This is a genomic window from Pirellulales bacterium (assembly GCA_035533075.1).
In the GTDB taxonomy this organism is placed as follows: Bacteria; Planctomycetota; Planctomycetia; order Pirellulales; family JAICIG01; genus DASSFG01.
Genome location: DATLUO010000038.1, coordinates 54,020 through 74,621 on the forward strand (window position 1 = coordinate 54,020; position 20,602 = coordinate 74,621).

At 64.5% G+C, this 20,602-nt stretch carries 18 protein-coding genes; 7 read left to right on the forward strand and 11 right to left on the reverse strand.

The features are described 5' to 3' along the window. On the reverse strand, window positions 1–561 hold the full coding sequence (locus tag VNH11_04335) for a Rieske 2Fe-2S domain-containing protein (GenBank protein ID HVA45594.1): 561 nt from the start codon (window positions 559–561) through the stop codon (window positions 1–3). 482 nt (window positions 562–1,043) lie between these two features. Here VNH11_04335 and VNH11_04340 point away from each other — a divergent pair, with 482 nt between their 5' ends. Next, window positions 1,044–1,844 (forward strand): hypothetical protein, encoded by an 801-nt coding sequence (locus VNH11_04340; GenBank protein HVA45595.1) that lies wholly within the window; start codon window positions 1,044–1,046, stop codon window positions 1,842–1,844. On the opposite strand, the gene VNH11_04345 is transcribed toward VNH11_04340, so the two are convergent. The 9 genes from VNH11_04345 to VNH11_04385 form a co-directional block, all read right to left on the reverse strand. Beyond that, entirely contained in the window at window positions 1,822–3,039 is a 1,218-nt protein-coding gene (locus tag VNH11_04345) for an NPCBM/NEW2 domain-containing protein (protein ID HVA45596.1), read from the reverse strand. The genes VNH11_04340 and VNH11_04345 overlap by 23 nt on opposite strands. Before the next feature lie 113 nt (window positions 3,040–3,152). Continuing rightward, complete coding sequence (locus VNH11_04350; GenBank protein HVA45597.1) at window positions 3,153–4,208, reverse strand: prenyltransferase/squalene oxidase repeat-containing protein; 1,056 nt, start codon at window positions 4,206–4,208, stop codon at window positions 3,153–3,155. Between the two features lie 17 nt (window positions 4,209–4,225). Continuing rightward, window positions 4,226–4,771, reverse strand: a complete 546-nt coding sequence (locus VNH11_04355) for a hypothetical protein (GenBank protein HVA45598.1) — start codon at window positions 4,769–4,771, stop codon at window positions 4,226–4,228. A gap of 521 nt (window positions 4,772–5,292) precedes the next feature. Then, window positions 5,293–8,208, reverse strand: a complete 2,916-nt coding sequence (locus VNH11_04360; GenBank protein HVA45599.1) for a DUF1549 domain-containing protein — start codon at window positions 8,206–8,208, stop codon at window positions 5,293–5,295. 119 nt (window positions 8,209–8,327) lie between these two features. Next, the gene (locus VNH11_04365) at window positions 8,328–8,540 is read right to left on the reverse strand and encodes a cold shock domain-containing protein (protein ID HVA45600.1); all 213 of its coding nucleotides are present in this window, start codon (window positions 8,538–8,540) and stop codon (window positions 8,328–8,330) included. A 266-nt stretch (window positions 8,541–8,806) separates the two neighbouring features. Further along, window positions 8,807–10,012 carry an iron-containing alcohol dehydrogenase gene (locus tag VNH11_04370; protein ID HVA45601.1) on the reverse strand — a complete coding sequence of 402 codons (1,206 nt, stop codon included), beginning with the start codon at window positions 10,010–10,012 and terminating at the stop codon, window positions 8,807–8,809. 26 nt (window positions 10,013–10,038) lie between these two features. Beyond that, a complete protein-coding gene (gene glgP / locus VNH11_04375) occupies window positions 10,039–12,255 on the reverse strand; it encodes an alpha-glucan family phosphorylase (GenBank protein HVA45602.1) in 2,217 nt (738 codons plus the stop codon). A 230-nt stretch (window positions 12,256–12,485) separates the two neighbouring features. Further along, a complete protein-coding gene (rpiB, locus tag VNH11_04380; protein ID HVA45603.1) occupies window positions 12,486–12,935 on the reverse strand; it encodes a ribose 5-phosphate isomerase B in 450 nt (149 codons plus the stop codon). 43 nt (window positions 12,936–12,978) lie between these two features. Then, a complete protein-coding gene (locus VNH11_04385) occupies window positions 12,979–14,109 on the reverse strand; it encodes a Sua5/YciO/YrdC/YwlC family protein (protein ID HVA45604.1) in 1,131 nt (376 codons plus the stop codon). 243 nt (window positions 14,110–14,352) lie between these two features. On the opposite strand from VNH11_04385, the gene VNH11_04390 reads away from it, so the two are divergent. The 6 genes from VNH11_04390 (at window position 14,353) to VNH11_04415 (ending at window position 19,545) form a co-directional block, all read left to right on the forward strand. Then, window positions 14,353–15,858 (forward strand): DUF1549 domain-containing protein, encoded by a 1,506-nt coding sequence (locus tag VNH11_04390; protein HVA45605.1) that lies wholly within the window; start codon window positions 14,353–14,355, stop codon window positions 15,856–15,858. A 16-nt stretch (window positions 15,859–15,874) separates the two neighbouring features. Continuing rightward, window positions 15,875–16,279, forward strand: a complete 405-nt coding sequence (locus tag VNH11_04395) for a hypothetical protein (protein ID HVA45606.1) — start codon at window positions 15,875–15,877, stop codon at window positions 16,277–16,279. Window positions 16,280–16,289: 10 nt separating this feature from the next. Continuing rightward, the gene (locus tag VNH11_04400; GenBank protein HVA45607.1) at window positions 16,290–16,598 is read left to right on the forward strand and encodes a hypothetical protein; all 309 of its coding nucleotides are present in this window, start codon (window positions 16,290–16,292) and stop codon (window positions 16,596–16,598) included. 111 nt (window positions 16,599–16,709) lie between these two features. Continuing rightward, entirely contained in the window at window positions 16,710–18,041 is a 1,332-nt protein-coding gene (locus VNH11_04405) for a DUF1501 domain-containing protein (protein ID HVA45608.1), read from the forward strand. An 81-nt stretch (window positions 18,042–18,122) separates the two neighbouring features. Then, the gene (gene surE / locus VNH11_04410; protein ID HVA45609.1) at window positions 18,123–18,890 is read left to right on the forward strand and encodes a 5'/3'-nucleotidase SurE; all 768 of its coding nucleotides are present in this window, start codon (window positions 18,123–18,125) and stop codon (window positions 18,888–18,890) included. 4 nt (window positions 18,891–18,894) lie between these two features. Further along, window positions 18,895–19,545, forward strand: coding sequence for a hypothetical protein (locus VNH11_04415; protein HVA45610.1), 651 nt, complete (start codon window positions 18,895–18,897; stop codon window positions 19,543–19,545). A gap of 285 nt (window positions 19,546–19,830) precedes the next feature. On the opposite strand, the gene VNH11_04420 is transcribed toward VNH11_04415, so the two are convergent. After that, window positions 19,831–20,602 (reverse strand): hypothetical protein (locus VNH11_04420; protein ID HVA45611.1); only part of this gene is annotated, 772 nt, incomplete at its 5' end.

The following is a 20,602-nucleotide window of genomic DNA, read 5'->3' on the forward strand; positions in this document are numbered from 1 at the left end:
TCAGACCTTGGGCACTTTCACGGTCAGCCCCTGCTCGAACCGCTCGTATCGCACTTCGACCCACCACTCGGAGTCGTTGTCGCGAACCAGGCGGCATTCCAGTCCGTCCATGCCGCGCGGGGCATGGCTCTTCTTGCCGCTCGGCTCCGGCAAGGGCTGGCCCGCCAGATCGAACGTGGCGCGGTGGCAGGGACATAGGAAACGCTGTTTGCCCGCATCGTGTTGGATGGCGCAGCCCAGGTGCGGGCAGACGGCGGTGAACGCCTTGACCTTGGGCTGCCGGCCGTCGGATGGATCCTTCTCGCACAGCAGCCAGACGCGGCCGATCACTTCGTCGGGGTAGAGCGTCCAAGCGTCGCGGCGGCTGCCGACGACGGGAAACGATTTAGGTTGGCCGGGCACAAGATCGCTCAGCCGGGCCACGCGCTTGACGGTCGCGGCCTCGCGGCGGCGGATGCTGAGCGCCTCGGCCACGAAACGGCCGCCAGGCAGAGCGACCACGGCGGTGCTGGCGGTCGCCAGCGCGCCGCTGATCCATTTAAGTACGGTGCGTCGATTCATGTTCGGCGTCGGAGAAGATGGTGAGGAGGTCGCAACGCTGGCGGTCGGCAGACCCAGGCGGGATTCGGGCCTGCTTGCGGCGTGGCGGGCAAGGTTGCCAGCGACGTTTTGCAAACCGCGTACCTTACTCATTTTGGATTTTGGATTTTGGATTTTCGATTGGCGGAATCCAAAATCCAAAATCGAAAATCCAAAATTGCGGCGCCTCGCGGGCCTACGACTGTGACACAATCGCTCAAGAGCGCGCGGATGAGCGCGCGCGGAACATACCAGCGAGCCGGCCAGACGTAAGGTGGGGCAAGCTCGCTTTAGCGAGCGCCGGCCCACCGATTGCCGCGCTTGATCAGCCGAGCAGCCACGCCTCTTTACTACCTCGGATTGTCAAAAGAAATAAGGCACACGACGTGCATGCGTTGGTCGCGTCAGCGATTCCCAAACACGGACTCTGTCGCGCCGACTTCCTTCTGAACCGAGGCTCTGCCATGCAAATCATTATCATCTCGATGTTCCTGGTTTTGCCGATGATCGTCATCGCGATTGCGGGCATCCTGTTTTGGGCCATCTCCAAGGAAGCGTTCGCGTCGCGAGGCAAGCTGCAACGCCGGCCTGCCACGGTGTCGCGGCTTCCGCTACTGCGCGGCGGTGCGCTGCGTGCCTGGGCGGCCGACTGGTCGAAATCGCTGGTGAAAAAACACGCGGGCGGCGCCTGGACGCGCGAGACGGCCGCCGCGGTGGGCCGCGAGGTCGAGGCCCAAGCCAGTTTTGTCATCGACCGTGTTCTGCCCCCCGTCGCCGCTCGACATTCGATTTGCCTCGATTATGGCGCAAAAGGCGTCCGCGTCACCGTGCCGGAGGCGCTGGCCATCGCCGACGAGTTGCACGCTCGGCTCCCGGCCGCCGACGTGCGGCGCATCATGCGACGCGCCCACGATAACGAGGTCGCCGCCGACCAGGAAGCCAACAAGTGCCCGGCGGGTTTATGCCCGCTCTTGGGCGACGACGGGCACTGCCTGGCGTTCGGCACGCGCCCGCTGCAATGCCGCGGCCGTTGCGGGTTGCCGTGCGACCGGTCGACGGGCCCGGCGGCAACGTCGGCCGCCGAGTTCTCAGCCACGGTGAGCGATGCCATGCAACAAGGTCTGGCGACGGCCTTGACCGCGGCCGGGTTCGACGGGCACCGTTATGAATTGAACCAAGCGTTGGCAGCCGTGCTGGACGAGCCCGAAACGGTCGACCGCTGGACGCGCGGCGAAGCCTTGCTCATGGAACCAGCCGGGCGTTGAGCCAGTCGGCGTGGTCGAGCACGTCGGCCCGATCGGCATAATCGACGATCAGACTCAACTGCCGAGCATTGCCCAGATCGACGGCGATCGACAACGGCTTGTCGCCTCCCCGCACCACCGGGCTTTTGTAAAGCTCGCGCGCTCCCGCGAAGACGCGAAACACGACGCTGCCGCGGTTGGCCGTCTGGTCGTCGATCGCCAGGTCTGCCTGGAAACGGCGGTAGGGCCTGTCGAGCTGCCAGGTGAGTCGCGACGCGCTGTGCATGCCGACCCCCTTGGCGTAGATCGCGCCCCCGGCCCGCAGGCGCGTCCCCTCCACGTTCGCATCGAGCCGATAATCCCACGGCGTGCCGAGATAAGGCAGATGCCGATAGCCGGCCGGACGCAGATCGGAGAGGTAGACGACCCGCCCGACCAGCGGCTGCACGAAGACCGGCCCGGCGTCGTCCGCCGACAATGGCAGCTCATCGAGCAGCGCCAACTCGAAATGCCCCTCCAACAAAGTCATCGACTTCGCCGAGATCACGCTGCCATCGGCAAAACCGACCAGCGTCCGCGGCGCCGTGGAGGGTTTGGCTCTTAACGTGGGATCGAACGCGATGGCCGCAAGGCGATCGCGTTCGACGCTCAAAGGGCCGACGTCGGCTTTGAACTCGACGCCGTTGTCGGTCAGCGCCACGACGCGCCCGCGCAGCTCATCGCCGTTTTCCAAAAACAGCCGGTCTCGGTTCTCGGCGGCCGCGTCGCCTTTTTCGGCGACCGGCGACATGATTCGGGCAACCAACTGGTCGCGCCGCTGCGGGTCGATGGGCGAATGGACCATCACGCCGGCCAGCAGCTTCAGCGGCAGCTTCAGAGTGCCGAACGTTTCGGCGCCGGCGATCAGCCAATCGTCTTCGGTGATGGGCATCGCGTCATCCAAGACGACGATACCTCCGTCGGCCAGCACCAACTGCACCATCGCCCTTGGCTCGACGGGCGATCCCCAAGCAACGAGCTCGCCCAGCGCCAGCCGACGCTCCCCGCTGTCGCAGGCGAATGCCGCTTCGCCCTCGGCCGAGATCGACAGCAGCGTCGCAGACAACCGATCGCCTTTCAGCGGCACCAGCGACCGCCGGAGCGGAGCGGAATCTTCGGCCAAAGTCGCTTGCACCGTCGGGCAGAACACAGCGAAGGGCCACGCTGCAACGACCATTGCAAATTGCAAATTGCAAATTGCAAAATGCAAATTGAACCGACGCCTGACGCCTGACGCCTGACGCCTAATTCCTGAACCCTGAACCCTGAACCCTGAACCCTTCACCGTGCTCACCGTTGAAAAATCGGCAGATAGTTGTTGGGCATCTGCAATATAATGCACGCCATCGCGGTGCCGTACTCCTGGCAGATCGAATCCATCCAGGCGCCGTCGTCGCCCCGCTGCCGCACCAGCAGTTCGTCGCGGATGGCCGGATACCACTCGCGCCAGTGCTTACCCCCTGCGTGCCACATGGCCTGCACGGCGTAATAGTGCCCATAGAAGTAGTGCGTTTCGCGGTTGAACCCCACGGCGTCGCGGTTGGGCAAGAACGTCGTCAAGTAGGCCAGCCCTTTGTCGATCTCCTGGCCCTCGTAGATGCCGGCGCTGTAGAGGGCCACCACGCCCGCGGCCGAACGCGGAAAGGCGCTCTGCCCGCCTTGCAGCATATACATGAAGCCGCCGTCGGGGTTCTGGCTCTTCTTGACGTAATCGATGGTGCGATCGACCGTGTCGCGGGGCACGAAGATGCCGGCGTTGCGTGCCGCCCGCAGCGCCATGATCTCGCAGATCGTCACCGAAATGTCGGCGTCGTGCCGGATGGGCTGATAGCGCCAGCCGCCCTCTTTGTTTTGCGTGTTGACAATCAGCTCCACCGCCTTCGACAGCCGCTCGCGCACTTCCGCCTTCATCGACATGCCGTAGGTCTCGGCCAGAAACAGCGTGGCGAAGCCGTGACCATACATCGGCCCGTGACTGCTGGAGCCGGGCACGTCGATGAAGCCGTCGTCCTGCGAATTCTTGAGGATGAAGTCGACGCACTTTGCCACCTCGTCCCCGTAGGGACCGCGGTCGGGCGTGCTGCCGCCCGACATGAAGGCCATGCCGGCCAGTCCGCAGACGGCCACATTGCGGCTGTAGCCTCCGCCGCCGAACGAACCGTCGTCGTGCTGTTGGCGGGCCAGGAAGTGCAGGCCGCGGTCGATGGCCTTCTGGGCTTCGGGCGTAATCAGATCCGCCGCGCGGACTTCGGCATCGTCGTCGTCATTGTCTTTGTCCGCGGCGAACGAGGCGGGCGGCAGCAGCAGCACGCAAATCAGACACACGATGCTTGGCACACAATACACATTGAACACCTTCCACCTCACTTCTTGTCTCGCCGGCTGCCGACCAAAGAGCGAAAGTACTCGGCGATTTCCAATTCGTATTTGGGCAGAAACTCTTCGTTGGCGGTCTGCTCCATTTGCTGTCGCAGGTGCGGCGGCAAGTGGCCCCAGACGTCCTTGAGCATTTCCTGCATGCGGGCACGGTCGACTTTGGCCGTCTCTTTCTCTTTCAGGCGGGCGGAGCTGTCGCGGGCGGGCTTGTCGGACGCCTGCTGGCCGGGGTTTTGGCCCGGCTTGCTTGGGCCAGTCTGCTGCCGGCGCGACGATGACGCCGACTTCTTGCACTGACTGCACTGCCGCTCCATTTCGGCGATCAGCTTGCTCAAGTCGTCGGAGATTTCGTGCTGCAGCCGTTGTGTTTTCTCGTCGCCGTGCGCCACGGCAATCCGCCGTTCGACCTCCTTCATCCGCTGGTTCAGGCGGACGAGCGGGTTCTCGTTCGCCGGATTCGACGAGAGCGAGACGTCTTCGCCCTCCAGACCGTCGAGCAGTTCGTCGTCCAAGCCGCGTTTTTTCGGGGGCATCGAATCCGGCTTGATGGATTCTTCGTCCGTCGGCTTGCGCGTAACAGGCAGCGGCCTCTTCGCAGGAGCCGGCTTTTCTGGCTCCGGGGCAAGGTCTTCGAGCAACTGTTCATCGAGCGACTTGGCGCCGCGCGGTTTCGGTTCGACAGCCGAAGCAGTGGGCCAAGCCGAAAGCACAAACAGCATCACGGCCAGGCCACCGGTCGCTGCGAAAGTTCTAAAGGATGTTGACAACCGACTTCGGAAGTCGACGCAGGGGCGGACTGGAGCGCGCGAAATCACGGCTTGCGGGCCATTCGACGTGATGCTGGTTTTATTCCCACCGGAACAAGCGCGGATGGTGGCGATTGTCAAAACTGATAAGGGACGCATCCGATTTCCTCCCATGTCGCCGCCCTCGGGTGTTCTTGTTTTTGAATTATAACGCGCGAAGCGACCCGTAGGGAACGCCGTCCCCGGCGTTTGACGACAAGCCGACAGGATGCGGTCTTCACTACGGCCGCGGCACGCCGCGGGCAGCCCTAATCCAGATATACAAACTCGTTCAGGTTCAGCACCAGCAGGCAGTAGTAGTCGATCGCCTGCCGGGCGTCCAGGCCATGCTCTTTTTCGAGCTGTTCGATCAGGGCCACGCCGCGGGCCACGCTCGCGTCGTCGGCCGCACGACAGAGAGCCAGCCGCAACGCCAGCCGCACCTGCGCGGCACGGTCGCCGCCCGCTTCACGCCGCAGCCGCGCGGCAAGCTGGCCGGCCTGCTCGTGGGCGAACTCCCCGTTGAGCATTCCCAAAGCCTGGGCCGGTTGCGTGGTCACGAATCGCGCCTCGCAGCTTGCGTCCGTGTCGGGGAAATCAAAATCGGCCAACAGCGGCGTAATCAGCGAGCGTTTGACGTGAATGTAGACGCTGCGGCGGGCCTGCTCGTCGGGCGGCGAATCGCCCCAGCCTTTGCCCGGCGCCGATTGCGTCGCCATCACGTCCGCCGACAACTTCGGATAATAGCTCGGCCCATACATCCGCGAATTCAACCGGCCTACGACCGCCTGGATCGAATCGCGGATTTCTTCGGCGCTCAACCGCCGCAGGTTGAACCGCCAGAACAGGTCGTTGCTCGGATCGCGCGCCAAAGCGGCCGCGTTCGATTCCGACGACATCCGGTAGGCGTTGGAGAGCAGGATCGTGCGGTGCAGCGGTTTGATTTGCCAGCCGCGGTCCATGAATTCACTGGCCAGCCAATCGAGCAACTCCGGATGCGTGGGCCGGTCGCCGAGGTAACCGAAATTGTTGGGCGAGCGGACGATGCCGCGGCCGAAATGATGCTGCCAAATACGATTGACCATGACGCGGGCCGAGAGCCGGTTGTCGGGCGAGGCAATCCACTCCGCTAACACGCGTCGCCGGCCGGCGGTGGCTTGACCGGCCGATGCCGCGGGCAGCACGGGTTGGCCGCCGGCAATCAGGACCGGAAACCCCGGCTCGACTTTCGCTCCCGGCACATGCGCGTTGCCCCGCACCAGCAGGTGCGTTTCGGGCGGCTGCGGCTCCTCCGTGACGCACAGCGCATACTCGGCCGGGGCCGGCTCGCGCTTCAACCGCTGCAATTCCGCGAAGCGCCGGCGATAGTCGGCATACCATTCTTGTCCGAGCAACTTGGCGGCCTGCGACCTCAGAATGTCCGGCAACTCCCGCGCTCCGGCGAACGGGCGTTTTCCATCGCCGCTGGACAGCGGTCGCCGCTCGAACCCCGGCCCGCTCCACGCCACGCTCAGACCTCGCCCGCCCTGTGCCTGAAAATAGTCGAGGCGAATCGGCGCCAACCCCTGCTTGAGCGACGCGCCGGCCTGCTGCGGACTGCCCACGCTGTGGATGCCGTCGTATTCGATCAGCCGCTGCCCGGCGATGGTGAGCCGAGAGCCGTCGTCGGAATCGACGACGAACGTGTAGTCGCCGTCGACCGGCACCTTCAGAAAGCCGGTGAACACGAAACCGAAATCGCTCTCCCGCGTGGCCAGGCCGATGTCGAAGCGGCCGTCGCCGACCTTGCCGATCGTCTCCGGCTTGAGGTTGTCGAAGTCGGGCAACCGGTCCCAACGATCGCGATAGAAGCGATATTCAAGATCGTCGAGATCGGCTTGCCTCACCGAGTCGCCCTCGTGCGACTTGCGATAGATCGCCACGAATTCGTTTTCCAGCGCCGTCACCTGGCCTTGCAGCTCATCGCGGCGAGCTTCCCGCTGGCGCACGCGCTGTTCATAGGCCCGTCGGTCGGCGTCGCTCTCGAACAGCGGCCGCTCGATGTTCGGCCCCGTCGTCGTCATCGGCTTGATGCCGTGAAAAAAAGCGAGCAGGCTGTAGTAATCGTGCTGCGGAATGGGATCGATCTTGTGGTCGTGGCAACGGGCACAGTTGACCGTCAGGCCCAGAAACACTTGTCCGGTCGTCGTCACCAGATCGTCAAGCGTGTCGTATTGTGCTTGCAGCCGGTCGGCCGGCTCGTCGTCCCACAGGCCGAGTCGATAGAAGCCGGTGGCAATCAGCTTCTCCGGAGTGACGGGCGGAAGTTCGTCGCCCGCCAACTGTTCGCGGACGAACTGGTCGTAAGGCTTGTCGTCGTTGAACGAGCGGATGACATAGTCGCGATAGCGCCAGACGTGCGGCTTGGGGCCGTCGCGTTCGAAGCTGTTCGTCTCGGCGTAGCGCACCGCATCGAGCCAATGCCGCGCCCACCGCTCGCCATATTGGGGCGAGGCAAGCAGGCGGTCGACCAACCGCTCGTAGGCGTCGGGCGAACGATCGGCCAGAAAGGCATCCACTTCGTCGGGCGTGGGCGGCAATCCGGTCAGATCGTAATGCACGCGACGCAGCAGGGCCAGCTTGTTGGCCGGCGGCGCCGGTGCGAGGCCGTTTTGCTCCAACCGGCTGAGGATGAAGGCGTCGATTGGGTTGCGGACCCAGTCGCGGCGATTCACGGTCGGTACGGCCGGACGAACAACCGGCTGGAACGCCCAGTGCTCTTCCCACTTGGCGCCCTCGGCGATCCAGCGGCGAATGAGCGCGACCTGCGCGGCATCGAGCGGCTTGCCTTCCGGCGGCATCCGCTCGGATTCATCCGCAACGGCAATGCGCCGCAACAGTTCGCTTTGGTCGGGCTGGCCGGGCACGACGGCATGTTCGCCCGAATCGAGCTCGGCCAGGGCGGTCTGGCGCTGGTTCAATCGCAATCCACCTTCGCCCTTGTCGGGGCCGTGGCAGGCGAAACAGCGTTTGGCGAAGATCGGCTGGATGTCGCGGCCAAAATTGATCGCTGCCGCCGGCGACTGCGCAGAGGCCGGACGGCAAAGCATCAAAAACGTCACCGCCGCGACTGCCGCCGGCACGGTCGTTACGCGCCGGCGGTCAGCGGCAGCAGCGCTCGAAATCAGTTCGACGCGATCGTACACAGCAGCGTCTCAGGTGGGCAAAGACTCTTGGCGAGAACCCTGGCTGGACGTGCCAGCCAGGGCCTACGATTCATTGTGTCCCACAGGCGGCCTTGTGACAACGGAGCAAGCGGTCTACGCTACACCGGCGTAACCGAGGCCGCCTTCGGCCCCTTCCCTTTGCCTCCGCCGCCCTGATCGAGCGTGAACTCCACTTCCTGGCCTTCCGTCAAATCATCGTACTGGGCGCCGGTGACAACCGACGTATGGAAAAAGACGTCCTGTCCTCCCTGCTGCTTGATGAATCCAAACCCTTTGTCTTGGACGAGCTTCTTGATCGTTCCCTTCGGCATGACAAACACTCCGCGCTAAAACTGCTTCGCGAAAACCTGGTGGATACGGCACGCTCTCGTTCGCGTTTCCGACAGCGCCCGCCGTTAATCAGTTGGTGATCTCAGCCAGAACGCTATTCCAAGGTCGGTAACTAAACGGAGAAGCGGCCAAAAGATTGGCCACATTCTAACCCTGCCTACGGGCGGCAGCAACGGGGGCGCCTTTCTTTTGACGTAAGTCGAAGCGGCGATAATCCCCATTCGTCTGGTCCGACGGACCCTTCCGGCTAAAATGCCGCTCGATAGACTTCTTCGATGTCGGCCACCGTCGGCACACGCGGGTTGACCCGCAGGATTCGCTTGATGGCAAACGCCTTCTCGGCAAACCGAGGAAGCTGCTCGCCGGTCACCCCCAAATCTCGCAAACGTGCGGGAATGCCGATGGCCGCCTTAAGCCGTTCGACCGCCGCGATCGCCCGTTCGGCCCCCTGGGCTTCCGTCAGGCCGCGGATGTCTTCGCCCAGCAGTTCAGCAACGCGGGCGAACTGCTTGACGCGCACCGGCAGGTTGTAGCGCATCACAAACGGCAACAGCAGGCCGTTGCCCGCGCCGTGCGAACAATGCACCGCGCCGCCCACGGGATACTCCATCGCATGCACCAGGGCCACGCCGGTGTTCGAGAACGCCAGCCCGGCGACGGTGGCCGCCAGCGACATCCCTTCGCGGGCGATGAGGTTGTGCGGCTCGCACACCGCGGCGACCAGGTGCCGGCCGATCTGCTCGATCGCTTTTTCCGCCAGGCAATCGGCCAGCGGATGCCGGCCCTGATAGACCGAGCATTCGCCTTCAGGCAACGGAAACGCCTCGTTATCGACCGCCGTGTAGGCTTCGATGGCGTGCGTCAGCGCGTCGATGCCGCTATCGGCCGTGACCTTGGCCGGGCAGCTTACCGTCAGCAGCGGATCGACGATGGCCAGCTTGGGCCGCAGGTAGTTGCTCAGCACCCCGACTTTGATCTGGTTGGCCGTATCGGTCAGCACCGAGGCGGCGGTCACCTCGCTGCCGGTGCCCGACGTGGTGGGAATGCAGACCAGCGGCAGCACGGGACCCGGCACGCGGTTTTCGCCCACATAATCGCGCGGACCGCCGCCATGAGCCAGCACTGCGGCCACGATCTTGGCCAGGTCCATGTTGCTGCCGCCGCCCAGCCCCAACACACCGCCGGGCTTGATGCGCCGCGCTTCGGCCAGACAGCGTTCGACGAGATCGAGCGACGGTTCCGGCTGTCCGCCGCTGAACACCTCGACTGCGATGCCGGCCGAGACCAGCGCGTCGCGCACGCCCCGGTCGAGCCCGGCGGCGATGAGCCTCTCGTCGGTGACCAAGAGCACTCGGCGGAGCCTTAACTGTTCCGCGAGCTGGCCCGTCTGGTTGGCGGCGCCGCTGCCGAAAACGAGTTGTCCGGCCGAATAAAAGTTCCAGGTGGTTCGCATGCTGCAACTAGCTTATCGCTTGCGGTTCAGCGGTCCATATCGCAGCTCAGGCCGCCGGCGGCGTGCAGGTAGGCGCTGCGGACGTAGTCGATCACCATGCGATGGGCACTGAACCGCCAGGCCAGCGAGCTGATCGAGTTCATCATCCGCTTGATCCAGTGGCGAGGCAGCCCGTCGATGTCGTAATCGTAATAGAGCGGAATCACCTGGTCTTCCAGCACGCGGTAGAGGTCGGCGCCGTCGCGGCGGTCGTTCACTTCGTCTGAAACGTGGCTGGTGCCTTTGCCGATCGCAAAACCGTTGCTGCCGTCGTAGGCTTCCGCCCACCAGCCGTCGAGCACCGAAAGATTCAGCCCGCCGTTGAGCACCACCTTTTGCCCGCTCGTGCCGGAGGCTTCCAGCGGCCGCCGCGGATTGTTCAGCCACACGTCGACGCCCTGCACCAGGTGGCGGCAGACGTTGATGTCGTAGTCCTCGATAAAGGCCACGCGCCCCGCGAACCGCGGATCGTGCCGCAGGTTGGCGATGCGCTTGACGAGCTGTTTGCCCGGCTCGTCGGCCGGATGGGCCTTGCCGGCAAAGATAATCTGGATCGGCCGCTGCGGATCGTTCACCAGGCCCGATAGCCGGTCGAGCTCGCTGAGAATCAAATCGGCCCGCTTATACGTGGCAAACCGCCGGGCGAAACCGATAGTAAGCACGTGCGGATCGAGCATGTTTCGCGCGGCTTCGACCACTTCGTCGCTTTCGCCGCGGCGGCGGCACTGCCGGCTCACGCGTCGCCGCACGAACGCCAGTAGCAGGTTCTTCAGCGCGTAGTGGGTCTCCCACAGCTCGCCGGGATCGACGTTATGGATGCCCTGCCAGGCATCCGACTCGGCCATGCGTTTGAACCAATCGACCGGAAAATTGCGGTCGTAGAGCTGCTGCATCTGCCAGGCCAGCCAACTCGGCACGTGGACGCCGTTGGTGATGTGCCCGATGGGAATCTCTTCTTCCACGCGCCAGGGCCAGAGGTGGGCCCACATGCGGCGGCTGACATGCCCGTGCAGCGAACTGACGGCGTTTGCCCGACGTGAAAGCTTCAACGCCAGCACGGTCATGCAAAACGTTTCGCCGCCGTTGTGCGGCTCGACGCGGCCGAGGCCCATAAGCTGGTCGAGCGAGATGCCCAGCCGGTCGCGCAGCGGACCCAAGTGTTCTTCGATCAGGCCCGCATCGAAGCGGTCGTGGCCGGCAGGCACGGGCGTGTGCGTGGTGAAGACCGTATGCTGCGCCATGTCGCGCAGCGCCTCGTCAAAGGTCAGCCCGTCCGACTCCATCATGTCGCGGACCGCTTCCAGCGTGGCGAACGCGCTGTGACCCTCGTTCAAATGGAACACGCCGGGCGTGATGCCCAGCGCTTTCAAGGCCCGCACGCCGCCGACGCCGAGCACCAGCTCCTGGCGAACGCGCGTGCGGTGATCGCCGCCGTACAGCCGGCTGGTCAGCTCGCGGTCCTCCGGACTGTTGCCGTCGACGTCGCTATCGAGCAAATACAGATGCACCCGGCCCACGCGCATCAACCACACTTTGGCCACCAGCTTGCCGGTGCGGGTCTCGATGATCACGTGGATCGGTTGTCCGTCGATGCCGACGGCCGGCACCATCGGCAGGTTTTCGACCTTCGTATCGAGGTACTCCTGTTGCTGGTAGCCTTCGTGGTCGAGGTGCTGCTTGAAATATCCCTGATCGTAAAACAGGCCGACGGCGATAAAGGGAATACCCAGGTCGCTGGCGGTCTTGACGTGGTCGCCCGAAAGCACGCCCAGGCCGCCGGAATAGATCGGCGCCGACTCGTGCATGCCGAACTCCGCCGAGAAATAGGCGACGGGCTTCGACCCCAGCACGCCGGCGTGGGTGTTGCCCCAGGTCTGGTTGTTGCTCAGGTACTCCTTCAGCCGCCGATAGGCGTGGTTGATGCGGCTGTAGAGCACCAGTTCCGCCGCCCGCATTTCCAGCCGTTCGGGCGTGAACTCGCTCAGCAGGGCAATCGGGTTATGGTCGAGTTGCCGCCAGCGAATGGGGTCGAGATCGCGGAACAGGTTGACGACTTCCGGCTGCCAGCTCCACCAGAGGTTGTTCGCCAGGGCAAGGCACTTGTCGTAAGGCGTGGCCGAACCGATGCCGGGGGTGGTGAAGCGCGGCGGTGGCTGGGCAGTCGCAGGCTCAATATGAATGGGTTCGATCTCGGTTTGGCTCATCGACGCTGTTCCTCCGAAGAGCGAAACAAACGGGTTTGCAGCAAATAGACCGCATATTATAGCGACTTGGCAGAATAGGGCGACCCCAGTGTGGGCTACAGCCCCACGTGGGCAAGACTCTGTAGGGAACGGACTCCGTGCCGTTCCGCGCGCACCGGACGATCAGCAATCGGCATTCGGCGGAACGGCACGGAGTCCGTTCCCCACAGAGGACCCGCTCCGGCACCCGATCACCCCTGCGCGCTCTGCTCCAGCTTTGATATTTTCTCGACTCGCCGGGCATGGCGTCCGCCCTCGAACTCGGTCTTCAGCCAGATTTCGACCATGCGGTCGATCAGCTTTTCGCCCAGCATGTCGGCCGAGAGGCAAAGCACGTTGAGGTCGTTGTGGCGGCGGCTCATCTCGGCCGAGAGATCATCGTGACACGGCGCCGCGCGGACGCCCGGAAACTTGTTGGCCACGATCGACATGCCGATGCCGGTGCCGCAGATCAAAATGCCGCGATCGACCTCTTGGCGGCTGACCTGCTCGGCCACGATCCGCGCCACGTCGGGATAATCGACGCTCTCGGCGCTGTGCGTGCCCGCATCGACGACGTCCTGATTCAGCCGCTTGAGCAGGTCGATGAGCTTTTGCTTGGTGGCAAAGCCGCGATGGTCGCTGCCGATCGCAATTCGCATGAAGGTCACCTCGATATTTCAGGTCGGTGGCCGGGGCAAAGCCTTAGGGGCCGACTTGCTCCGCCGCCCACCGCACCCAGCCTTCGATCTCCGGTCTCATCTGCGCCAGACAGCGTTCATACATCTCCGCGGGTCCGCCCACGGGGTCGGGCACGTCGGCCCCGTCGTGGCTGAGCAGCTTGACGCGCTCCGCCGCGCCCGGCCACTCGGCCAGGATGGCCTGCCGGTGCGAGCGCGTCATGGCCAGCATCACGTCGGCGTGCCGGACGAGCTGTTCGGTCAGCGGCTGGCTTTCGTGCCCGGTCAAGTCGACGCCCAGCGGCGCCAAGACACTGATGGCCTCGGCCGCGGCGCGGCCGCCCAGCATGGCCGCGATTCCGGCGGAGCTCACAATCACGCCGCGGTCTTCCAGATCGTCCGGCTTGCAGCCCAGCTTCTCCGCGAGTAAATGGCGGAACAGCCCTTCGGCCATGGGGCTGCGGCAGGTGTTCCCGGTGCAGACAAAAAGCACGATCATGCTCGCCAACCGCTTCAAGGTATGTGCCGAGACCACTCCGACTTCCACCACGTCGAAACTGCGGTCATGCACCTTGACCACGCTCGAGGGCTGGCCAAAGCGGCTCCGCCCGTCGTCGAGCACGAGCTGCAGATCGTCGCCGAAGCGTTCGATCATCTGCTGGGCCGTGACCAGTTCCGACGCTCCATCCCGTCGCACGTTGGCGAACACCACGGGCCCGGCCAACAGCCGCAAGACATCGAGCACCACGTGGTGCCCCGGCACGCGCAGGCCAACGTGCTCGTCGTGAATCAGCGCTTGCTGCACCTCGCGATCGAGCTGCCTCAACAGGCTGTCGGGGTGGCGGTCTTCGACGATCATCGTCACCGGCCCGGGCCAGCAGCGGCGCGACAGCCGTCGCGCCAGCGGACTGAGCACGGGAGCATAATCCAGCGCTTCGTCGGCGCTCTTGATGGCCAGCGTCAAGGCCTGACCGTCGTCCGCGGCGAACGTGCGCAGCCGGGCCACCGCCTCGTGGCTCAAGGCGCTGGCCGCCAGGCAATAGACGGTTTCGGTCGGCAGCGCAACCAGGTGCCCTTCGGCCAAGGCTTGCACGGCGCGATGCACCACATCGCGCGAATCCTCCGCGCTGCGCAACTCGATCACGACGGGAGGCATCGACGGCGCCCCACGGCAAAACAGGGTCGAAAATGTAAAACCTTACTATACCGGCTGTTAGGCGCCGCGGTCAAGCCACGCTGGCAGAACGCGATCCCCGAACCCGACGTGCAACAGCCGACATTACTTGATAGTATGGAAGAGGCCACGAAATCACGCGTGGCTATGCTGCAAGCCGCACTGCCAAGAAATATGTCCGGCCGACGTTGCCTTTTGTTGTCCCGCCGCCAACGGATCTCCGCCGTGTTGGCGACCGTTTTGCTTTCCGCAGTCCGCCCGGCGGCCGCCGCATCGCGAGTGCCGGAAGTGAAGACCCCCCAGCAAAAGCTGCAGGCACTGGAGTACTTTCGCAAGAGCGGCCCGTGGAAAACCATCAAGCACAGCGGCGTCTTCACGGAAAAAGACCTCGATAAGACGCTGGAGTACGAGATCAAGCTGCCCGCCGACCGCTTCGCCCGGCTGGTCGACGACGCCACGTTTTTTCGCCGTGTCACGTTCGACCTGACCGGCCAGCCGCCCAAGATCGAAGAGCTGGATAAGTTCGCGGCCGACGCCACGCGCGACAAGCGGTCGAAGCTCGTCAGCCGCCTGCTGGAGAGCGGCGGCTTCGCCACGCGCTGGGCGAAGTTCTGGTGCAACGTGATGCTCTACAACAGCCAGGTCGACAAGCGGCGGCTGAATCAGGCGGCGATGGAGAAATGGCTGGCCGAGCAGCTCCAGCGGCACGACGGCTGGGACCAGATCGTGGCCCAGATCCTGGCGGCCGACGGCAAGGACAAGGACAACGGCCCCGACAACTTCGGCCTGGCCTGCGAGAACCAGCCGACCCAGCTCGCCGCCGAGACGGCGCGGGTGTTCATGGGCGTCAGCATTCAGTGTGCGGAGTGTCACGACCATCCCTTCGACCGCTGGAAGCGGATTCAGTTTCACGAACTAGCGGCGTTTTTCTCGCGCGGCAAGTATTACATGCCCGACTTGAAAAACCCGCCGGAGAAGACCGAGGTGGTGCCCCGCTTTCTGCTGGGCGAGCAGCCACCGCCCGACCTGCCGCCCGACGCCCGGCGCGTGGCGGTAGCCGCTTATCTGGTCTACAACCCGAACAACTACTGGTTTGCCAGGGCCTACGTGAACCGCGTCTGGAACGAGCTGATGGGCGACGGATTCTACGCCGTCGATAGCCTCGGCCCCGACGGCGACGTGACGCACAAGCTGATCGTCAACCGCATGGCCTACGTGTTTCGCAACCAGCAGTTCGACCCGCGTTGGCCGTTCCACGTGATCATGAACTCGCACGCCTATCAGCGGCGGTCGCGCACGCCCGGCCCGTCGCAGACGCTGTTCACCGCGGTGCGTCCCACGCGGCTGCGGGCAGACCAGGTGGCGGCCGCCGTCGCCGGCGTGGTGGGCAGCGACAAGCTCACGCCCGAAGTCGAGCATATTTTCGCCGTCGATCCGTCGCTGCCGCTGGCCGACGTGAAAGGGGCCATCCAGCAGGTGCTGTTTTTGATGAACAATCCGGCCTTGCAGTCGGGCATCAAGACCGGCCCCTTTACGCAGCGGCTGCAAAAGATCGCCGGCGACGACAAGCTGATCGACGAGCTGTATCGGGGCCTGCTGGGGCGCGAGCCGAACGACCGCGAGCGCGACCGCGCGGCCGATTTTCTGAAGCAATCGCACAACCGCCAGGAGGCCGTCGCCGACCTGGTTTGGATCCTCGTCAACTCCACCGAATTCATTGCGAGGCGTTAAAGTCGCTGGAGTAGTGATGCCAGCCGGATATCGCGGCAGAGGTCTGAGTCAGCCGGAAGTCGATGCAATCACCGCGGCTTTCCGCGCCGCAGGGGGACTTGTGGACCAGAGCCCGGACGCCCAGCAGTACCTCAAGACGAGAAAGGCGGGAGGACTCACGCTGAACGAGCAAACAATCCTCCTTCCTGCGAAGCCGACCAGGACCGCGGTGTTTGAAGAACTCGTCCATGCGGAACAGTTCCGCAGTGGCGTGACGATCGAAGCTGACACCGGAGGGGTGCTGCGCTTTGAGGCTGAAGCCGCCGAGATCTTGATCCGACATCGACACACTTGGCAGCTTCCGCGGGATGAATTGCGTCAAGTTATCGCAAACCTGCGGAACATCAGAGCGGAGTTGCAAAGACTGGATACCGTGGAATAGACTCGTATTTATGACACGAACTGCCACCGACAAACTTACTGCTACGGTCGTCGAGGCAATGAACCTTGGCGAACTTTTTCCGGGATCGGTTCTCGGAGGACGGATCGGCCTCGATGTTCGCGTGGAACGCGGTTCGCTCAATAGAGGCAAAAGAGTGCGGCTGCAAAGCCTCGATTCTGAAGAAGAGGTCGAAATCGTGGGAATTGAAATGTTGAGCAATCGCGACGACCCGAACATCGTTCGCATCATCTGCTCCCAGCCCAAGCTGCTGCGGCTTCCGACGGGGCGCCTGGAAGGGTGGGCAATCACCGAGGAATAGCGTGCGGATGCAGAGCGACTGCGCGCTTGTGCGTGATTGCTTTGGCGGTGAGCAAGTGTTGAAAGGTGATGGAGTGGCAGGACACGGGGCTCCCTCGAAAGGTGCTGAACCATGCAACGACCAGTAATATGCACGTCGCCAACCACGACACCATTGGCCGGGCAATGCCGACCAGACGAAACGTGCCTGCACCTCCGCGTCACCGCCGATGGCTGCGTGTCGCGGCGAAGCTTCTTCCGGCTCGGCACGGCCGCGCTGGCCGGCTCGGGCCTGCTGGGCCAGATCCGCCTGCATGCCGACGAGCTGAAGAAGCAGGGCCGCTCGTGCATTCTCGTCTGGCTGGCCGGCGGTCCGAGTCAAATGGAAACCTGGGATCCCAAGCCCGGCACGCCCAACGGCGGCCAGACCAAGGCCATCAGCACCAAGGTCAGCGGCGTGCAGATCGCCGAGTATTGGCCGAAGCTGGCCGGCTCGCTCGACCGCTGGGGTCTCATTCGCTCGATGACCAACAAGGAAGGCGCCCACGAGCGGGCGACCTATCAATTGCACACCGGCCGCCGCCCCACCGGCTCGCTCAAGTTTCCCAATATCGGCTCGGTGGTCGCCGAGCAGTTGGGCCGCCGCGACGCGGAGCTGCCCAACTTCGTCAGCATCGGCAACACCATCGGGTCGGGCTTCTTGGGCGTCCATTCGCAGCCGTTCATCGTGCATAAGGCCGGCGCCTTGCCCGACAATGTGGCCCAGAGCGTTCCCAAAGACCACCTCGAGCGGCGGCTGGCGATGCTGCACGAGCAGAACGCGCAGTTTGCGCTGGCCGGAGCCAAGAACCTGGCCGAAGAGCAGCAAGGGCTTTATGCGCAGGCCACGCGGATGGTGCTGTCGCCCAAGCTCAAGGCGTTCCAGCTCGAAGGCGAATCGGAGAAGACGCGCGAGGCTTACGGCCACAGCGCCTTTGGCCAAGGGTTGCTGGTGGCCCGGCGGCTGGTCGAGTCGGGCGTGCCGTTCGTGGAGGTGCAACGCGGCGGCTGGGACAACCATCAAGAAATCTTCAAGGCCATGCCAAAGATGGCCGGCGAAGTCGATCAGGGCATCTGGGCGTTGGCCGCCGATCTCCACCAACGGGGCCTGTTGGAACGCAACCTGGTGTTGTGCATGGGCGAATTCGGCCGCACGCCGAAGGTGAACGCCCGCGCCGGCCGCGACCATTGGCCCAAGACGTTCAGCGTGCTGTTGAGCGGGGCGGGCATTCGCGGCGGGCGCGTGATCGGCAAGACCACGCCCGACGGCAGCGACGTGGCCGAACAGCCGGTCTCCGTGGAAGACCTGTTCCAGACGATCTGCGCCGCGATCGGCCTCGACGCCGGCACCACGCTGGAAGCGCCCAACGGCCGCCCGATCAAGATTGTCGACGGCGGGCGGTTGATTACGGGGCTGTTTAGTTAGCCTCGAGCAGGTCCGTGAAAAGCTCGGACTCCCATCGCGACCGTAAAGAGGCCAATCGCGACAGATTCATCCAGGAAGCTTGTGCAGATTCTCCTTACCAACGACGACGGCATTTACGCGCCGGGCCTGGCGGCGCTGGAGCGTGAACTGCGCCACTTGGGCGAGGTCTGCGTGGTGGCGCCGGCGGTCGAGCAGAGCGGCGTGGGACACTCGATCACCTTCCTCAGCCCGTTGGTGGTCAAGGAACTGTTCGACGGCGACCGGCGGCGCGGCTGGGCCGTCGAAGGCAGCCCGGCCGATTGCGTCAAGCTCGGCATCTTCGAGTTCTGCAAGTATCGGCCCGACCTGGTCGTGAGCGGCATCAACGGCGGACTCAACGCCGGCATCAACGTGCTCTATTCGGGCACGGTGGCGGCGGCCATCGAAGGGGCGTTTTTCGAAATCACCAGCATCGCCGTGTCGCTGGAGTACGACGAGCACGCGCGGTTCGACCGGGCGGCCCGACTGGCCCGCGAAGTGATCGAGCAGCTTCTGAAGCTCAAGGGGCCGTCGCCGCAGCTTTACAACTTGAACATTCCCACAGTGGCCTTGGAGCGGCCCGCCGAGGTGCGCGTGGTGCCCATGGGCGCGGCCCGCTATGGCGAACAATTCGAGAAGCGGCGCGACCCGCGCGGCCGGCCTTATTATTGGGCCGTCAACGGACCGCCCCCGCCGCAGACCGCGCACGAGACCGATCTGAGCGCTTTGGCCGCGGGATTTGTTACACTAACGCCATTGGACTTCGATATGACGAAGCGGACCGTCTTGTCCGAAATGGAACGCTGGAACTTTCACCTGACATTGGAGTGAGACCATGAAACACCGTTGTGCCTTGATCGCGTTGGGGCTGGCTTTCTGCGCCGGATGTGGCGACTTGGGCGGCAATCGCCGCCAGGCCAGCGGCAGCGCGGGCGGGGCCGGGCTGGTCGGCTCGGACATCAATGCGCTCGCCGCCCCGGCTCAGCCGGCGCAACCGGCCGGCGCGGCCGCCCCGGTCGCTCCGCCCGCCGCCATGACGGGTCCGCCGCCGAATCTGCCGGGGGCCGCCGGCCAAGCTGCGGCGCAACCACCGGCGCCGGGCGCCGCCGCCGCGCCGGCCACACCCCAAGTGCCCGGTTCGTTTCCGGGCTTGCCCGGCGTGACTCTGCCCGGCCAGCCGCCACCGAGCGTCGTCACCGAAAAAGCCCAGGCCGGCGTGACGGGCAAGGGCAACTATGGTCCCGGCGTGGTCACGACGCCGGTCAGCGTGTACTTTCAGGCGCAGGAACGGCTGATCTTCTTGCAGGTCGATCAGGCCATGAACCTCTATGAAGGCGAGCACGGTTTCAAGCCGAAAACGGAAGAAGAATTCATGAAGAAGATCATCGAGTTCAATCAGATTCGCTTGCCGCAGCTTCAGCCCGGCTACAAGTACAAATACGATCCGCAAAAGGCCGAGCTGCTGGTCGAGCACCCGCAGCCGTAGATTCCAAAATCGACCTGGTTAATGGGCCATAGGGTGGGACGAGAGCTTGCGAGCGCCGGCCCACCGTCGTTAGGGCATACTATGGCTCAGGCGCCGCGGTCGGTTGCGTTGCGGAAAACAAGCCGCTCGCGGCGACATGCGCGCCAATAACTCCTGTTGGCGCCGTGGATTGCAAACGCTCCTCGGGCGTGGCCGTAACGACGACCGCAACCACCGAAGTAGGCGGCGGGCAAAGAAGCGGGCACCGGGCGTGCCCGCGTAGCGTCTCGATGTACCACCTACTTTCTACCCCTCGATGATCTTGTTCCCGAAAAACAGCCCCTCCAGGTCGGCCAGGCGGAAGCTGGCGCGATGCTGGATGCTGTCGTTGACCAGCCGCATCAGGGCGTGGGCTTCGAGAAACGAGACGCTGCGGACCGGCTCCGCGGCCATGTAGCCGGCCAGGTTCTCCAGGTCGTGCCGGCGAAAACCGCTGCCGACGACCACGAAATAAATGCGGTCGATGCCGGACTGGGCCAGCTCGCGGCCGTGCCGCGTGGCGTAATCGCAGAACTGCCGGTCGTCGGTGCCCAGCGTGTAGCCCGTGCTGCGCACTTTGGCGTCGAGCACCAGCCCGAAGCGGTCGGCCGGGGCCAGCGCCAGGCAATCGGCCGCGCGGCCGCAGCCTTGCCCCAGTTCTTTCACCACGAAGCCCAGGCTGCGGAAGGCGTCGGCGCATCGCTCTTCGAACAACAGCGACGCCGGTTTCTCCTCGTCGCCATCGCCCGCTCTGTAGGGAACGCCCTCCGTGGCGTTCCGCTCCGTGGCGTTCCGCACACCCCGCGCCAGGTCGGCCAAGTCGCACAGTCCGGCCGGCAAGAAGGGAAACCGCGTCGCCGCGCCGCTGGAGGATGGCCCGGGGACCCGCGCGCGGGTGAGGCCGTCTCGTGAGGGTGCGGCGCTGTCGTGCTCCGCGACATCTCCTCTCGGCCAAAGCCTTTGCTGCCGATCGATGACGCGCACGCCGACGTTCAAGAACCGCACGTCGCCCGGATGTTGCCGGACCGTGCGTTCCACG